At 69.5% G+C, this 16,726-nt stretch carries 12 protein-coding genes; 5 read left to right on the top strand and 7 right to left on the bottom strand.

All coding sequences use genetic code 11. The features are described 5' to 3' along the window. The first annotated feature begins 18 nt into the window (after positions 1 to 18). Together LVO85_RS12160 and LVO85_RS12155 are read left to right on the top strand one after the other, a co-directional pair. The gene (locus LVO85_RS12160; RefSeq protein ID WP_232747753.1) at positions 19 to 654 is read left to right on the top strand and encodes an MBL fold metallo-hydrolase; all 636 of its coding nucleotides are present in this window, start codon (positions 19 to 21) and stop codon (positions 652 to 654) included. Then, positions 651 to 1,568, top strand: coding sequence for an EamA family transporter (locus LVO85_RS12155; RefSeq protein WP_232747752.1), 918 nt, complete (start codon positions 651 to 653; stop codon positions 1,566 to 1,568). Before LVO85_RS12160 ends, LVO85_RS12155 begins: the two co-directional genes overlap by 4 nt. A gap of 47 nt (positions 1,569 to 1,615) precedes the next feature. Here the strand turns inward: LVO85_RS12155 and uvrB are convergent, their stop codons facing one another. Next, positions 1,616 to 3,718: an excinuclease ABC subunit UvrB gene (gene uvrB / locus LVO85_RS12150; protein WP_232747751.1), complete on the bottom strand. Its 2,103-nt coding sequence runs from the start codon at positions 3,716 to 3,718 to the stop codon at positions 1,616 to 1,618. A 160-nt stretch (positions 3,719 to 3,878) separates the two neighbouring features. On the opposite strand from uvrB, the gene LVO85_RS12145 reads away from it, so the two are divergent. Beyond that, positions 3,879 to 5,591: a BCCT family transporter gene (locus LVO85_RS12145; protein WP_232747750.1), complete on the top strand. Its 1,713-nt coding sequence runs from the start codon at positions 3,879 to 3,881 to the stop codon at positions 5,589 to 5,591. Positions 5,592 to 6,146: 555 nt separating this feature from the next. On the opposite strand, the gene rpsA is transcribed toward LVO85_RS12145, so the two are convergent. Then, a complete protein-coding gene (rpsA, locus tag LVO85_RS12140; protein ID WP_232747749.1) occupies positions 6,147 to 7,646 on the bottom strand; it encodes a 30S ribosomal protein S1 in 1,500 nt (499 codons plus the stop codon). A gap of 334 nt (positions 7,647 to 7,980) precedes the next feature. Here rpsA and LVO85_RS12135 point away from each other — a divergent pair, with 334 nt between their 5' ends. Next, positions 7,981 to 9,345 carry an ABC transporter substrate-binding protein gene (locus LVO85_RS12135; RefSeq protein ID WP_232747748.1) on the top strand — a complete coding sequence of 455 codons (1,365 nt, stop codon included), beginning with the start codon at positions 7,981 to 7,983 and terminating at the stop codon, positions 9,343 to 9,345. 108 nt (positions 9,346 to 9,453) lie between these two features. Here LVO85_RS12135 and LVO85_RS12130 read toward each other — a convergent pair whose 3' ends face one another. From LVO85_RS12130 to polA, 5 genes are all read right to left on the bottom strand, one after another. Continuing rightward, entirely contained in the window at positions 9,454 to 10,191 is a 738-nt protein-coding gene (locus LVO85_RS12130; protein WP_232747747.1) for an ABC transporter ATP-binding protein, read from the bottom strand. After that, the gene (locus tag LVO85_RS12125; protein WP_232747746.1) at positions 10,188 to 11,159 is read right to left on the bottom strand and encodes an ABC transporter ATP-binding protein; all 972 of its coding nucleotides are present in this window, start codon (positions 11,157 to 11,159) and stop codon (positions 10,188 to 10,190) included. Before LVO85_RS12125 ends, LVO85_RS12130 begins: the two co-directional genes overlap by 4 nt. Beyond that, complete coding sequence (locus LVO85_RS12120) at positions 11,149 to 12,138, bottom strand: branched-chain amino acid ABC transporter permease (protein WP_232747745.1); 990 nt, start codon at positions 12,136 to 12,138, stop codon at positions 11,149 to 11,151. The genes LVO85_RS12125 and LVO85_RS12120 overlap by 11 nt, the downstream gene beginning before the upstream one ends. A gap of 11 nt (positions 12,139 to 12,149) precedes the next feature. Then, positions 12,150 to 13,490, bottom strand: coding sequence for a branched-chain amino acid ABC transporter permease (locus LVO85_RS12115; RefSeq protein ID WP_232747744.1), 1,341 nt, complete (start codon positions 13,488 to 13,490; stop codon positions 12,150 to 12,152). Between the two features lie 81 nt (positions 13,491 to 13,571). Continuing rightward, positions 13,572 to 16,250 carry a DNA polymerase I gene (gene polA / locus LVO85_RS12110; RefSeq protein WP_232747743.1) on the bottom strand — a complete coding sequence of 893 codons (2,679 nt, stop codon included), beginning with the start codon at positions 16,248 to 16,250 and terminating at the stop codon, positions 13,572 to 13,574. 19 nt (positions 16,251 to 16,269) lie between these two features. On the opposite strand from polA, the gene LVO85_RS12105 reads away from it, so the two are divergent. Further along, positions 16,270 to 16,701 (top strand): PaaI family thioesterase, encoded by a 432-nt coding sequence (locus tag LVO85_RS12105; protein ID WP_232747742.1) that lies wholly within the window; start codon positions 16,270 to 16,272, stop codon positions 16,699 to 16,701. The last annotated feature ends 25 nt before the right edge of the window (positions 16,702 to 16,726 follow it).

Raw genomic sequence — 16,726 nt, 5'->3', positions numbered from 1 at the left:
CTCCCTAGACTGCCCGGCATGGAGAGCTTCGACGTGCTGGTGCAGACCGGGACCTACCACCTGCGTGCCTGCAGCGTCTCCGAGATGGACAACAACGTCTATCTCCTCACCTGCCGCAGCAGCGGTGCGCAGGCCGTCGTCGACGCAGCGGACGACGTGGACACCATCGAACGGCTCGTCGCCGCCGGGACCGGGTCCCTGGACCTGGTGGTCACCACCCACCAGCACTGGGACCACCACCGGGCTCTCGCCGACCTGTGCGAGCGGTATGCCGTGCGCACCGCCGCGGGGGCCGAGGACGCAGCAGCCCTGCCGGTGCACCCCGACGTGCTGGTGCATGACGGAGACGTGCTCACCGTGGGTGAGCTGCGTCTCGAGGTCATCGGCCTGCGCGGACACACGCCCGGCTCCGTGGCGCTCGCGCTGCGTGCCCCGGACTCCCCCACCGTGCTGCTGACCGGAGACAGCCTCTTCCCGGGCGGGCCCGGACGCACCACGTCCCCGCAGGACTTCACCAGCCTGATGGACGACCTGGAGGCACGTGTCTTCGCGGTGTTTCCGGACGACACGGTCGTCCTTCCCGGCCACGGAGCCGGCACCACGCTGGGTGCGGAGCGACCCCACCTCGCCCAGTGGCGTGAGCGCGGCTGGTGAGCGGCTCCCCCACCACCAGCGCAGCCCGTCCCCCGGTCCCCCCGGTCGTCCTCGTTCTCGCGGCGGTCGTCTCGGTCCAGTTCGGTGGCGCTCTGGCGGCCACGTTGCTCCCGATCGTCGGTGTCGTGGGCTCGGTCACCCTCCGACTGGGCCTGGCCACGCTCATGCTGTGGGTGCTGGTCCGGCCCCGGCTGAAGGGACGCACCGGACGGGACTGGCTGGTCGTCACGGCCTTCGCCGCGGCGCTCACCTGCATGAACCTGACCTTCTACGCCTCCTTGGTCCGGCTGCCCATCGGGGTCGCCGTCACGATCGAGTTCCTCGGCCCCTTGACCCTGGCCGCGGTCCTCTCCCGCCGCGCGCGGGACGTCGCCGCCGTCGGTGCCGCGCTCATCGGGGTGGTGCTCATCTCGGAGGTCGTCTCCACGCCGTGGCAGGAGGTCGACCTCGTCGGCATCGGGCTGGCCGCCGCGGCCGGAGCCTGCTGGGCCGGCTACATCCTGCTGAGCCGGAGCACCGGCGCACGGTTCGAGGGTCTGGACGGCATCGCCATCTGCATGGCGATCGGCACCCTGGCCCTGCTCCCTTTCGGTGTGCTGGGTCCCGGTGCCGACCTGCTGTCCGGCGAAGCCCTTCTGCGCGGCCTCGGGATCGCGCTCCTGTCCTCTGCCATCCCGTACTCGCTGGAGCTGCTCGCGCTGCGGCACCTCGCTGCCGGCGTCTTCGGCGTGCTCCTCAGCCTGGAGCCCGCGGCAGCCGCGCTGGCCGGGCTCCTCGTCCTGGGGCAGACACTGGCCCCGGTCCAGCTCCTCGGCATGGCCATGGTGGTGGTGGCCAGCATCCTCGTCCTCGGCCAGACACCGGGCAAGAAGGCCTCGGCCGGCATACCGGACCGCGAACCACCCCGTCCCTGAGCTCCCGGCGCACAGGTCCCCGGCTGTGCAGCCCCCGTCGGGTCTGCTCAGCCGGTGGCCTCCCGCATCTGCCGGAGCTCCTTCTTCAGGTCGTGGATCTCGTCACGCAGCCGCGCAGCCAGCTCGAAGTGCAGGTCGGTCGCCGCCTGGTGCATCTGGTCCGTGAGCTCCTGGATGAGGTCGGCCAGCTCCCGGGCCGGCATGCTGTCCCGCCGCTTGCCTGATGCGGTGACGGCGTCGGCCACCACGGTGCCGGCAGAGGCTCGTCGTCCTCGCGACTGGCTGCGCCCGCTCCCCATCAGCGCCTGGGTGTCCGCGTCCTCGCGCTCGAGCATGTCGGTGATGTCCGCGATGCGCTTGCGCAGCGGCGTCGGGTCGATGCCGTGCTCGGCGTTGTAGGCGAGCTGCTTCTCCCGGCGGCGGTTCGTCTCGTCGATCGCCTGCTCCATGGACGGCGTGATGCGGTCCGCGTACATGTGGACCTCACCGGAGACGTTGCGTGCGGCGCGGCCGATGGTCTGGATCAACGAGCGCGCGGAGCGGAGGAAGCCCTCCTTGTCCGCGTCGAGGATGCTCACCAGGGACACCTCCGGCAGGTCCAGCCCCTCACGCAGCAGGTTGATGCCGACCAGGACGTCGTACTCCCCCATGCGGAGCTCGCGCAGCAGCTCGACCCGCCGCAGGGTGTCGACCTCGGAGTGGAGGTAGCGCACCCGCACCCCCTTGTCCAGGAGGTAGTCCGTCAGGTCCTCCGCCATCTTCTTCGTCAGCGTGGTGACCAGGACCCGCTCGTTGCGCGCCGTGCGCAGACCGATCTCGTGCAACAGGTCGTCGATCTGCCCCTTGGTGGGCCTCAGGACCACCTGCGGGTCCACGAGCCCCGTGGGCCGGATGATCTGCTCGACGACCCCGTCGGACTTCGCGAGCTCGTAGTCGCCCGGGGTGGCGGACAGGTAGACGGTCTGGCCGATGCGCTCCAGGAACTCCTCCCACTTCAGGGGCCGGTTGTCCATGGCGCTGGGAAGCCGGAAACCGTGCTCCACCAGGGTCCGCTTGCGGGACATGTCGCCTTCGTACATCGCGCCGATCTGCGGCACGGTGACGTGCGACTCGTCGATCACCAGCAGGAAGTCCTCCGGGAAGTAGTCGAGCAGGCAGTTGGGGGCCGTGCCCGGGCCTCGCCCGTCGATGTGGCGCGAGTAGTTCTCGATGCCGGAGCAGGAGCCCACCTGGCGCATCATCTCGATGTCGTAGGTCGTGCGCATGCGCAGTCGCTGTGCCTCCAGCAGCTTGCCCTCGCGCTCGAACTGCTCCAGCTGGGCCGCCAGCTCCTGTTCGATCCCGGAGATGGCTCGCTCCATCCGCTCCGGGCCGGCGACGTAGTGGGAGGCCGGGAAGACGTACATCTCCTGCTCCTCACGGACCACCTCTCCGGTGAGCGGATGCAGCGTGTAGAGACGCTCCACCTCGTCGCCGAAGAACTCGACGCGGATCGCGAGCTCCTCGTACTGCGGGATGATCTCGACCGTGTCACCTCTGACCCGGAAGGTGCCCCGGGTGAAGGCCATGTCGTTGCGGGCGTACTGCATCTGCACGAACCGTCGGAGCAGCTCGTCCCGCTCGATCTCGTCACCCACCCGCAGGCGCACCATCCGGTCGACGTACTCCTGCGGGGTGCCCAGACCGTAGATGCAGGACACCGACGCCACCACGACGACGTCCCGCCGGGTCAGCAGCGAGTTGGTGGCCGAGTGCCGCAGCCGCTCCACCTCGTCGTTGATCGAGGAGTCCTTCTCGATGTAGGTGTCCGTCTGCGGGACGTAGGCCTCCGGCTGGTAGTAGTCGTAGTACGAGACGAAGTACTCCACCGCGTTGTGCGGCAGCAGCTCCTTGAACTCGTTGGCCAGCTGCGCGGCCAGTGTCTTGTTCGGCGCCATGACCAGCGTCGGACGCTGCACCTGCTCGACCAGCCAGGCCGTCGTCGCCGACTTGCCGGTGCCGGTGGCGCCCAGGAGCACCACGTCCTGCTCACCGGCGTCGATCCGGCGGGCGAGGTCCGCGATCGCCGTCGGCTGGTCGCCGCTCGGCGAGAAGTCGGCCTCGACGCGGATGGGCGCGACGGTGCGCTGAAGGTCAGTGGTAGGGCGCATGGCAGCACGGTAGCCGCCTGGTCCGACAGACCGCATTCGTGCTGCGTCATCGCTGCTCAGGACTTCACGCAGCTTGTAGAGCCACGACTGTCTGTGCAACGGTGAAGAGAATGTGACCTCCGCCGGGCCACGCCCTATCGACACGTTCAGAGGAGAAACTGTGACTGACACTGTCTCGACACGCGAGCGTCAGCGCGGGCTGCAGCCGCCAGGCAGCTCGCTGGCACCGCGCGTCTTCTACCCTGCAGGCGCGATCGTCATCACGTTCGTGCTGGTCGCCGCCATCTTCCCGGAGACCCTCAACACCATCGTGAGCACCGCCGGTTCGTCGGTGATCGACGGCCTGGGCTGGTACTACGTGCTGCTCACCTTCGGCTTCGTCGTGTTCAGCATCTGGATCGCCGTCTCCCGGTTCGGTGACATCACGCTCGGCAAGGACGACGAGGCCCCTGAGTTCGGTCTCAAGTCGTGGTTCGCCATGCTGTTCAGCGCCGGCATGGGCATCGGCCTCATGTTCTGGGGTGTTGCGGAGCCGCTGTTCCACTACGCCAGCCCCCCTCCCGGTGTCGAAGGCTCGTCGGCAGATGTCGCCAACGCCGCCATGGGGCGCACGTTCCTGCACTGGGGCGTCCACGCCTGGGCGATCTACGTCGTCGTCGGTCTCGCGGTGGCGTATGCGGTGCACCGGCGCGGCCTCCCCGTCTCCATCCGCTGGGCGCTCGAACCCCTCCTGGGCGACCGGGTCAAGGGATGGGTGGGAGACCTCATCGACATCGTCGCCGTGGTCGGCACGCTCTTCGGTGTCGCCACCTCGCTGGGCTTCGGCGTCAGCCAGGTCGGCGCCGGGATGGAGTTCACGGGTCTGGTCAGCGAGAACACCGCCGGCCTCCAGGTGCTGCTCATCGCGGCCATCACGGTGATCGCGACCCTGTCGGTCGCCTCGGGCATCGGGCACGGCATCCGCTGGCTGTCCAACATCAACCTCGGCCTGGCCGGGATCCTGCTGCTGACCGTGGTCGTGGTGGGGCCCACCCTGTTCCTCTTCCGCGAGTTCGTCCAGTCGATCGGCTACTACCTCCAGAACTTCCTGTCGATGAGCTTCTCCACGCTGCCCTACCAGGGCGAGCCCGGAGAGAGCTGGCTCGGTGGGTGGACCACCTACTACTGGGGCTGGTGGATGAGCTGGTCCCCGTTCGTCGGCATCTTCATCGCCCGTATCTCCCGGGGACGCACGATCCGCGAGTTCATCGCCGGGGTGCTCCTGGTGCCCACCATGCTGACGATGGCGTGGTTCGTCGGCCTGGGTGGCACGGCGCTCTACCAGGAGGTGGTCGGCGAGGGCGGCATCATCGCCGCCGACGGGTCCGTCTCGGCCGACACCGCGCTCTTCCAGATGCTCGACGGCCTGCCCGGTGGGGCGTTCCTGTCGGGGATGGCGCTCGTCATGATCGTCATCTTCTTCGTCACGAGCTCGGACTCGGGCTCGTTCGTGGTGGACATGATCGCCAACGGCGGCAATCCCGACCCGCCCATGTGGAGCCGCGTCTTCTGGGCCGTTCTGGAGGGCTCCATCGCGGCTGTGCTCATCTGGTCGGCGGCTCTCACCGGGAGCGAGACGGGTGGTCTGGCTGCCCTGCAGACCATGGCCATCCTCGTCGCCGCGCCGTTCACGTTGGTGATGGTCCTGGCCTGCTTCGCCACGGTGCGGGCGCTCCGCGCCGAGCACAAGGAGATCACCCGGCTCGAGCATGCGCTCCTGCGTCGTGAGATCGCGTTGGAGGCGGCCGGCGCCGTCGCCAGCGGCGACCTCGACACTAGCCCCGCTCCGGTCGGTGCTCCCGACCGACGTGAGGACGACCGCCACCCCGGCTGACCGTCGCGCCTCGACGACGCGCGCGGGCCGCCCACCATCAGGTGGGCGGCCCGTCCCCGTCCCACACTGTCCACCGCCGATGGCACGGGACGGCGGGCCACGACAGGGACAAGAAGCCTCCCTGAGGGTGAGGTCGACGCACCGTGCGGCTGGTCGACGCCCTTGCTGCGGGAGCCCGGTGGTGCTGCCCTGGCGTAGAAGGCGGTACCCCGGTGCCGCCGCGTAGGCCAGGCACGCCGGCGTGCAGGGTGTGGCCCGCCAGCTCGGGGTGCTCCGGGGGACGGGTCAGGGTCTGGTTCCCCGCGCTGGTCCAGGGGAGGACCAGGGCCCGCCTACGCCTGCGGCTCGGACGGGCGGCGCGGCGTGCTTCAAGGCCGGCGTGCAGGTGGCCACGCGGGCACCCGGGGCCGCCCGGCTCGGGCGCAAACCCATGACCAGCCCTCATGGACGTAGAGTCGGGCAAGGGCCCCGCCCACCGCGAGGTGGACGGGGCCCTGAGGTGCGCCCGCGCGGGTCTGCGTGGTCCCCCGGAAAGGACCAGGCCCGCCGTGGGTGTCAGTTGCCGGTGAGCTTCTCCCGCAGCGCCGCGAGTGCCTCGTCGGACGCCAGCGTGCCGCCGGCGTCGTCGGCCGGGGCCGTGTCGACCGAGGAGTAGGACGCGGACGAGGAGGACGACGAGGACGAGGACGAGGACGAGGACGCCGCCGGAGCCGCGGTCTCGGACTCCGCCTCGGCTGCTGCTGCCGCCTCGACCTGGGCGCGGTGCGCCTCCCAGCGGGCGTGCGCGTCGGCGTACTCCCGCTCCCACTTCTCACGCTGCGTCTCGTAGCCCTCGAGCCACTCGTTGGTCTCCGGGTCGAAGCCCTCCGGGTACTTGTAGTTGCCCTGGTCGTCGTACTCGGCGGCCATGCCGTAGAGGGTGGGGTCGAACTCCGCGGCCACCGCGTCGTTGGACTGCTTCAGCGACAGCGAGATGCGGCGACGCTCGAGGTCGATGTCGATGACCTTGACGAAGATGTCGGCACCGACCTGGACGACCTGCTCCGGCAGCTCCACGTGACGCTCGGCCAGCTCGGAGATGTGCACCAGGCCCTCGATGCCGTCCTCGACGCGCACGAAGGCGCCGAACGGGACGAGCTTGGTGACCTTGCCGGGCACGACCTGGCCGATGGCGTGCGTGCGCGCGAAGTGCTGCCAGGGGTCCTCCTGGGTGGCCTTCAGCGACAGGGACACCCGCTCGCGGTCCATGTCGACGTCGAGCACCTCGACGGTGACCTCGTCGCCGACCTCCACGACCTCACCCGGGTGGTCGATGTGCTTCCACGACAGCTCGCTGACGTGCACGAGTCCGTCGACGCCGCCGCCCAGGTCGACGAACGCACCGAAGTTGACGATGCTGCTGACGACACCCGAGCGCACCTGCCCCTTCTGCAGCTCCTTGAGGAAGGTCGTGCGCACCTCCGACTGCGTCTGCTCGAGCCAGGCGCGGCGGGACAGGACCACGTTGTTGCGGTTCTTGTCCAGCTCGATGATCTTCGCCTCGATCTGCTTGCCGACGTAGGGCTGCAGGTCGCGCACCCGTCGCATCTCCACGAGGGAGGCCGGCAGGAAGCCGCGCAGACCGATGTCGAGGATGAGGCCGCCCTTGACGACCTCGATGACGGTGCCGGTGACGACGCCGTCCTCCTCCTTGATCTGCTCGATCGAGCCCCAGGCGCGCTCGTACTGGGCGCGCTTCTTGGACAGGATCAGGCGACCCTCCTTGTCCTCCTTCTGCAGGACGAGGGCTTCGACGTCGTCGCCGACGCTGACGACCTCGGAGGGGTCGACATCGTGCTTGATGGCCAGCTCGCGAGAGGGGATGACACCCTCGGTCTTGTAGCCGATGTCGAGCAGGACCTCGTCCCGGTCGACCTTGACGATGACACCTTGGACGATGTCTCCGTCGTTGAAGTTCTTGATCGTGGCGTCGATCGCCGCGAGCAGCTCCTCCGTGGACCCGATGTCGTTGACAGCGATCTGGGAGGGGGCCGTGGTGGCCGTGGTGGCAGTCATGTAGTAGGGGCTCCGATTGTGGACAGTCGTTGGCGGGCGGAGGCGCACGACCACACGGCGCATCGAGATGCGGGCACGTGCTCGAACCCCGCCCGGATGGACAAGTGGTGCGAGCGCAGGCATGAGGGCACGCCTGACGCGGGTCCACCTTAACCGCGCGGGAAGTAGCGGGTCAATCCGTCGGTGCCGTCGAGCGGCTGCCGGGATCGTGTGCTCGTCACCGGCCCACACTTGGTCACAGTTTGGTGACGACCATGTAACACAAGCCCTCGCGTGCGTAGTGTGAGGCCTCGTGCGGGGCCGCCGGCCCCAGGAGCTCGATGAGAGGGACGATATGCGTAGGACCACGCACCTGAAGGCGGTGGCGGCACTGTCCGCGGTCGCACTGCTCGCGGCCTGTGGAGGCGACGAGGACGGCACCGCCGACGACACCACGACGGCAGCGGAGCAGACCGACGACGCAGCCGGGACCGACGACATGGCCGGCGAGACCGGGGACGACATGGCCGGGGAGACCGAGGGCGCCGGCGCAGGTGGGGACGGCAACACCGGCGACACGTTCACCCTGGGCTACATCCTTCCCGAGACCGGACAGCTCGCCTTCCTGGGACCGCCCCAGATCACGGCTCTCGGCCTGGCCATCTCCGACATCAACGATGCCGGTGGAGTCCTGGGCAACGAGGTCCCCGACGCCATCGCGGGCGACGAGGCCGGGCAGGACACCGTGGCGCAGGCCTCGGCCGACCGCATCCTCTCCCAGGACGTGAGCGCCATCGTCGGTGCTGCTGCGTCGGGCATGTCCCTCGCCGTGATCGACCGGATCACGGGAGCCGGTGTCATGCAGTGCTCCGGCTCCAACACGGCGCCTACCTTCACGGACTACGAGGACGACGGTCTGTACATCCGCACCGCCCCGAGCGACGCGCTGCAGGGACCCGTGCTGGCCAACACCATCGTCAACGACGGGTGGTCGAACGTGGCCATCGTCGCCCGTGCCGACGACTACGGTCGCGGGCTGGCTGACGCGACGGCCGAGGCGCTCGAGAACGCCGGTGCGACCGTCGCGCTCAACGAGACCTACGACCCCAACGCCACCGAGTTCAACGCGGCGGTGGAGTCGGTCGTGTCCGCCGAGCCGGACGCTGTGGTCGTCGTCGCCTTCGAGGAGGGCGCGCAGATCCTGCAGGGCCTCTTCGAAGCGGGCCTGACCCCGGAGTCGACGGGCATCTACGGCGCGGACGGACTGCGCTCGGGTGACCTCGGCAGCATCGTCAACGAGTCCGACCCCACGATCATCGCGGGGATGAAGGGCACCGCCCCGGCCTCAGCCGACAACCCCGAGTTCCTGGACAAGCTCGCGGAGTTCGACCCGGAGCTGGAGGACACCACCTTCGCCCCGCAGGTGTACGACTGCGTGGTGACCATGGCGCTGGCCGCCGAGGCCGCGGGCTCGGTCAACGCGATGGACTTCAAGGAGTCCGTGAACGACGTGACCCAGGGCGGGACGGAGTGCACCTCGTTCGAGGAGTGCCGCGACCTGCTGGCCGACGGTGAGGACATCGACTACAACGGTGCCTCCGGCCCGCTGGACTTCACCGAGGCCGGCGAGCCGGGCCGTGCGACCATCGAGGTCTACGAGTTCGACGCCGACGGTGAGCTGCAGAGCGTGGAGACGGTGGAGTCCAACCCCACCGAGTGACAGCTGCCTGACTGACGAGTGCGGCCCGGTCCCCCTCGGGGGCCGGGCCGCACTCGTGACGGCCGCTCAGTGCGGTCGGGCGGAACTGCCACAGCGCCGGGGTCCTCGTCAGGTGTCGGTGCGTGCCAGGGTGCCGAGATAGAGCTCGATCACCTTGGGGTCGCGGGCCAGCTCGCTGCCGGTGCCGGTGTAGGCCTCCTTGCCCTGGTCGAGCACGTAGGCGCGGTCGGAGATGTCCAGGCACTGCCGGGCGTTCTGCTCGACCATGAGGATGGACACTCCTGCCTTGTTGATCCGGGCGACGGCCTCGAAGACGGTGTCCTGCATCATCGGTGACAACCCCGCCGACGGCTCGTCGAGGAACAGCACGTCGGGGTCCGTCATGAGCGCACGACCCATGGCCACCACCTGACGCTCGCCGCCGGAGAGCGAGCCCGCTCGCTGCGTCCTGCGGTCGGCCAGCAGCGGGAAGAGGTCGCCCACCTCGGCGAAGCGGACGTCGTACTCCTTGGGACGGAGGTACATCCCCATCTGCAGGTTCTCCTGAACCGTCAGCGAGGGGAAGATGTTGTTGTTCTGCGGGACATAGCCCAGCCCTGCGGCCACCAGCTTGTTGGCCGGACGGGAGGTGATGTCCTCACCGCGCAGCCTGACGTGGCCGGAGCGCACCGGGACCAGCCCGAACATCGCCTTGACCAGGGTGGACTTGCCCGCACCGTTGGGTCCGATGATGCCGACGAGCTCACGTGGCAGCACATGCACGTTGCAGCCGTTGAGGATGTCGACCTCCGGGCTGTAGCCGGCCACCAGATCCTCGGTCCACAGGACCGCCTGGTCCTCGCTCATGTCTCGTCCTCCGTCACGGGCTTCGGTGTGTCGGCCCTGTCGGGCAGTGCCCGTCGGGCGCCCAGGTAGGCGTCGATCACGGCACGGTTGGTGCGGATGTCCGACGGACGTCCTTCGGCGATCACCTTGCCTTCGGCGAAGCAGACGATCCAGTCGCTGATCGACATGATCACGTCCATGTCGTGCTCGACCAGCACGATCGTCATGCCCTCGTCCCGCAGCGCCTGGATGTGACCCAGCAGCGACTGGGTGAGTGCCGGGTTCACCCCGGCCATCGGCTCGTCGAGCATGACCATGGACGGGTTCACCATGAGTGCTCGCGCCATCTCCAGCAGCTTGCGCTGGCCCCCCGACATGGTGCCGGCGTACTCGTCACGCATGTGCGACAGGCGGAAGCGCTCCAGGAGCTCGTCGGAGCGCTGCTCGATGTCCCGCTCCTGCCGCTTCCAGACCATGCGCAGGGGCGCCACCAGCATGCGCTCACCACGCTGCGCCGTGGCACCCAGCATGACGTTCTCGAGCGTCGTGAGGCGCATCAGCGCTTTGGTCAGCTGGAACGTGCGCACCATGCCGAGCCGGGCGATGCGGTAGGCGGAGGTGCCGGTGATGTCGGTGCCGTCGAACGACCAGCTGCCGGAGTCGGGCTGGTCGAACCCGGTGACAAGGTTGAAGAAGGTCGACTTGCCGGCACCGTTCGGGCCGATCAGGGCCGTGATGGTGCCGCGCTGCACCTCCAGGTGATCGACCTCGACGGCCCGCACCCCGCCGAAGTGCCGGCTGACGTTGTCGGCGACCAGGATGGGGTCGAGCTTGGCCACCCCGGGCACCGGCTCCACGTCCGCCAGCGCCTCGGCGGCTCGCACCGCACCGACCGACGGGCTCGACTCGGCGATGGCGTGCTCGGCCTGCGCCAGCTCCTCCCGCTCGTGCAGGACCTCCTCCCCGGAGGTCTCGTGCTCACCGGACATCGAGACGCAGCTCCTTCTGGTTGCCGATCAGGCCTGCAGGTCTGAAGATCATGAGCAGCATGAGCCCGAGCCCGACCGCAGCGAACCGCACAGCACCGATGTCGCTCGGTGCCAGCACGCTCGAGGGGATGAGCCCCGCACCGATCGCCTGCCGCAGGAACGAGTCGAGGAAGGTGAGCAGGAACCAGAAGACCACGGACCCCAGGATCGGACCCATGACCCGGCTCGCCCCGCCGAGGATCATGATCGTCCAGAGGTAGAACGTGATGATGGGCATGAAGCTGTCCGGGTTGAGCGACTGGCTGTTGACCGCCAGCAGGGACCCGGCGATCGCGCCGAAGACGCCGCCCAGGACGAGCGACTGCATCTTGTAGGCGAAGACGTTCTTGCCGAGGCTGCGCGCAGCCAGCTCGTCCTCGCGGACCGAGCGCAGCACCCGGCCCCACGGGCTGTGGACGAGCAGCCCCACGAAGCCGGCCGCGAGCAACGCGGCGCTCCAAGCGACGACCATCAGCCACAGGGCCCTGGCACTGAAGTCGAACGGACCGAGGTCCAGCGCACCGGTGAACGGGTTGAGCTCGAAGAAGCCGTCCGCGAACTGCTTCAGGCCGAAGACCCCACCCGTGAGGGGCTCGGCCCACTCGGACCGGTAGAGGTACCGGAGCACCTCCGCCGCCGCGATCGTCGCGATCGCGAGATAGTCGCCGCGCAGGCGCAGCGTGGGGATGCCGAGGATCAGGGCGAGGACGACGGCACAGGCTATGCCCACCAGCACCCCCACGCCGAGCGGCAGCTCGAAGGAGAGCACCGATATCGCGGTGCCGTACGCCCCGACCAGCATGAAGCCCACCTGGCCGAAGTTGAGCAGGCCGGTGTAGCCGAAGTGGACGTTGAGCCCCACGGCGGCCAGGGCGTAGATGGCGGCCTCAGGCCCCAGGGCGCCACGCAGCGCGTTGGTCAGGATTGCCAGGAAGTCCATCTGCAGTCTCCTCAGCCGACCCGCTCACGGCGGCCCAGGATGCCCTGTGGCCGGACGAGCAGCACGATGATCATGGCCAACAACGCCCACATGTACTGCAAGGAGGCCGGGAACCACAACGTCGACATCTGCGACACGACCCCGATCACCAGAGCCCCGATCATGGCCCCGTAGGCGCTGCCCAGACCCCCGAGGATGACGGCCGCGAACATGAGGAGCAGGAGCGCGAAGCCCATCTCCGGGTAGACCGCCTGGGTGAGGCCGAAGAACACTCCCCCGAGACCGGCGAGCGCCCCTCCGAGGATCCAGACGACCAGGATGACGCGCTCGACGTCGATGCCCGATGCCCTGGCGAGGTCGCTGTTGTCGTTGACCGCTCGCATGGCCTTGCCGATCTGGGTGCGCTGCAGCATGAGCGCCACCGCCAGCATGATCGCGAAGGAGAGCAAGGTGATGGTCAGGTCGCGGGGCGTGATGCGGAACAGACCCAGGTCCCAGGCCTGCTGCAGCGTGTACTCGTCGTACTGGCGCCGGCGGGACCCGAACACGATGAGCACGACGTGTCGCAGCAGCAGCGCCAGCCCGATGGCGACGATGAACATCTGGATGAGCCCGGTGCCCCGGTTGCGCAGCGGACGCCACATGGCGACCTCGAAGCCGCCGGAGACGACAGCGGCCACGACCATCGCGAGCACCGCTGCCAGGACAAGAGGAAGGTTGCCCGGGCTCGTGGACAGGAAGAACGCGGCGACCGCGCCGATCGTGACGAACTCCCCGTGGGCGAAGTTGATGAGCTTGGTGGTGCCGAAGACCAGAGACAGGCCCACCGCAGTGATGGCGATGATGGCGCCGAACTTGATGCCCTCGACGAGCAGCTGCGCGGCACGCCCCCAGTCGAAGGACCCTCCGCCCCCGGTGCCGTCGTCGGGCTCGCCCTCGCCGAGCTGGAAGATCACGCCCTGGCTCGCTCCCGGTCGGACCACGACCTCGTCGAGGACGTCCCCCCCGACCGTCCGGGGGGCCACACCCTCCGGCAGGCCCGAGGTGTCGAGCGTGACCGTGTAGGCGCCGGGGCCAGGGACCGGGACCGTCCATCTGCCGTCGTCGCCGGTGGTCGTGGACCCGACCTCCGCACCGTCCTGGGTGACGGTGACCGTCACGCCGGAGACGGCCTCCCGGTCAGGGCCGCGCAGCGTCCCCTGCAGGGACTCCTCACTGTCCTGCGCGACGCTGCTGAGCGTGGGGCCGCCATGCATCCCAGCCGGGTGCCCTGAGGCCACGGCCGCCGCGGCCGGGCCGAGGAACACGCCGAGGAACAGGGCAGTGAGCACTGCCAGTAGGCGCGGGGTCACGGGATCTCCTTCGATATCGCTGCGGGGAGTTAACCACAGCCCTACACCCCTGCCTAGCACCGGTCCGAGGGGCCGCGGCGCTCAGTGCGCTGCGTCGTGCCAGGTGGGTCCCACACCCACGCTGACGTCGAGCGGGACCGACAGGTCCGCCGCCGATCCCATCTCGGTCCGCACGAGCTCCTCGACACTGTCCCGCTCGCCCTCCGCGACCTCCACGACCAGCTCGTCGTGCACCTGCAGCAGCATCCGCGAGCGCGCCCCGGCCCGCCGCAGGCCCTCGTCGACACGCAGCATCGCCACCTTGATGATGTCGGCCGCCGAGCCCTGGATCGGTGCGTTCAGGGCCATCCGTTCGGCCATCTCCCGACGCTGGCGGTTGTCCGAGGTGAGGTCGGGCAGGTACCGTCGCCGGCCCATCAGCGTCTCCGTGAAGCCCGTGCTCCGCGCCTCCGCGACGACGTCACGGAGGTAGTCGCGCACCCCTCCGAACCGTTGGAAGTACATCTCCATCAGCGACCGCGCATCCTCGGTGGAGACGCCCAGCTGCTTGGAGAGCCCGAAGGCGGACAGTCCGTAGGCCAGCCCGTAGCTCATGGCCTTGACCTTCGACCTCATCTCTGCCGTCACGACCTCGGGCTCCACTCCGAACACCCGGGAGCCGACGAAGCGATGCAGGTCCTCACCACTGCGGAAGGCGTCGATGAGCGCCTCGTCGCCGGACAGGTGAGCCATGATCCGCATCTCGATCTGGCTGTAGTCGGCCGAGAGCAGCGACTCGTAGCCTCGGCCCACGACGAAGACCCTGCGGATGCGCCGGCCCTCCTCGGTGCGGATGGGGATGTTCTGCAGGTTGGGGTCGGTGGAGCTGAGCCGTCCGGTGGCAGCGATCGTCTGCTGGTACGTCGTATGGATGCGGCCGTCGTCGGCGACCGACTTCAGCAGCCCCTCCGCAGTGACCCGCAGCCGGGTGGCGTCCCGGTGCCGGAGCAGAGCCTCGAGGAAAGGGTGCTCGGTCTGGGCGTAGAGCATGGCAAGGGCGTCGGCGTCGGTGGTGTAGCCGGTCTTGGTGCGGCGGGTCTTCGGCAGCCCGAGCCGCTCGAAGAGCACGACCTGCAGCTGCTTCGGCGAGCCGAGGTTCACCGTCCCGTCCTCGATGGCGGCCCACGCGTCCTCCTGGGCGGCGCTGACCGCGTCGGCGAAGGAGGACTCCAGCTCCTCCAACGCAGGCAGGTCGACGGCGATGCCTGCCTGCTCCATCGACGCCAGCACGCCCACCAGGGGAAGCTCGAGGTCGGTGAGCAGCGAGGCGCCCTCCACCTCCGCCAGCGCCTGGTCCAGCGCGACCGACAGGTCATGCGCGGCCCGGGCCTGGACCATCGCCGACCGGGCAGCGCCGTCGCCCTGCTCACCCAGGTCCAGTGTCAGCTGGCCGGCGTCCGCGTCCTCGTCCAGACGGAGCTCCCGGTGCAGGTAGCGCAGCACGAGGTCCGCGAGGTCGTAGGAGCGCTGGTCGGGTCGCACGAGATAGGCGGACAGCGCCGTGTCGTGGACCGCGCCGTGCACGGGCAGCCCCCGAGCGTGCAGGGCCTGGAGCATCGGCTTGCCGTCGTGCCACACCTTGGGCATGGCGGGGTCGGAGAGCCACGCCGCGAGCGCCTGCTCGTCCTCGGGCGGCAGCGCGGTGAGGTCGAGGTAGGCAGCGTCCTCGGCCGTCGCCAGCGCCAGGCCGCTCACGTCACCCCGGCCCTGCGCCCACGCGCCGGTCATGGCCAGCCCGATCCGGGTGCCGACCGGAGCGTGCTGCTCCAGCCAGGGCGCCAGCTCGTCCTCCCCCAGGACCGCGCCTTCGACCTCGATGCCCTCCTCCGCCTCGCTCTCCGCGCCGACGGCCTCGAGCGTCGCGAACAACCGGTCCCGCAGCACCCGGAACTCCAGACCGTCGAAGACCCGGTGGACCTCCTCGCGGTCCCACGTGTGCCGCTCCAGGTCGGCGAGTGCGACCGGCAGCTCGAGGTCGCCGACGAGCTGGTTGAGCTTGCGGTTGCGCAGGACGTCCGACAGGTGGTCCCGCAGCGCCTGACCGGCTTTGCCGGGGAGCTGGTCGGCGTGGTCGACGATGCCGGCCAGGTCATCGTGCTGGGCCAGCCACTTCGCTGCGGTCTTGGGTCCGACTCCGGGCACCCCCGGAAGGTTGTCGGAGGACTCCCCCACCATCGCTGCCAGGTCGCTGTACCGCTCGGGGCGCACGCCGTACTTCTCCTGCACCGCCTGCGGCGTCAGCCGCGCCAGGTCGGACACACCCTTGCGCGGGTAGAGCAGGGTGGTGCCCTCGTCGACCAGCTGGATGGCGTCGCGGTCGCCCGAACAGATGAGCACCTCCATCCCGTCGGCACGCGCCTGCGTCGCGAGCGTGGCGATGATGTCGTCGGCCTCGTAGCCGTCCATCTCCAGGTGCGCGACGCGCAGCGCGTCCAGCACCTCCCTGATCAACGGGACCTGACCGGCGAACTCCGACGGCGTGCTCGCCCGGCCCGCCTTGTAGTCGGCGTACTCCGCGGTGCGGAACGTCGTGCGCGACTTGTCGAAGGCCACCGCCAGGTGGGTCGGTGCCTCGTCCCGCAGCACGTTGATGAGCATCGAGGTGAAGCCGTAGACCGCGTTGGTCGTCTGCCCCGTGGTCGTGGAGAAGTTCTCCGCAGGCAGCGCGAAGAAGGCACGGTAGGCCAACGAGTGTCCGTCCAGCAGCAGCAGTCGAGTCACGCATGGCAGCCTATGCGCCATGACCGACAGCACCCCAGCCGCATACTCGCCCGAGCAGCTCTCCCGGATGGCAGCGGGCACCCTCACCGAGCGGATGGGGATCGCGGTCGACACCGCCACGGCCGAGCGCACGACGGGGTCCATGCCCGTAGCGGGCAACACCCAGCCCTACGGGCTGCTGCACGGCGGGGCCAGCGTCGTGCTGGCGGAGACCCTCGGCTCCATCGCCGCCGCCCTGCACGCCGGGCCGCAGCGGATCGCGGTCGGCGTCGACATCAGCGCCACACACCACCGCGCCGCCCGCGACGGCCACGTCCACGCCGTGGCCACCCCGCTCAGCCTGGGTGGCTCCCTGGCCTGCTACGACATCGTGATCACCGACGACGACGGGCGACGCGTCTGCACAGCGCGCCTCACGTGTCTCCTGCGCGACCGACCCCCCGGCCGCTGACGACCGCACGGACCGCCTACGCTCC

Source organism: Ornithinimicrobium sediminis (assembly GCF_021272345.1).
Classification (GTDB): domain Bacteria; phylum Actinomycetota; class Actinomycetes; order Actinomycetales; family Dermatophilaceae; genus Ornithinicoccus; species Ornithinicoccus sediminis_B.
The sequence above is the reverse complement of the archived record's forward strand: the minus strand, read 5'-3'. Positions and strand labels throughout refer to the sequence as shown.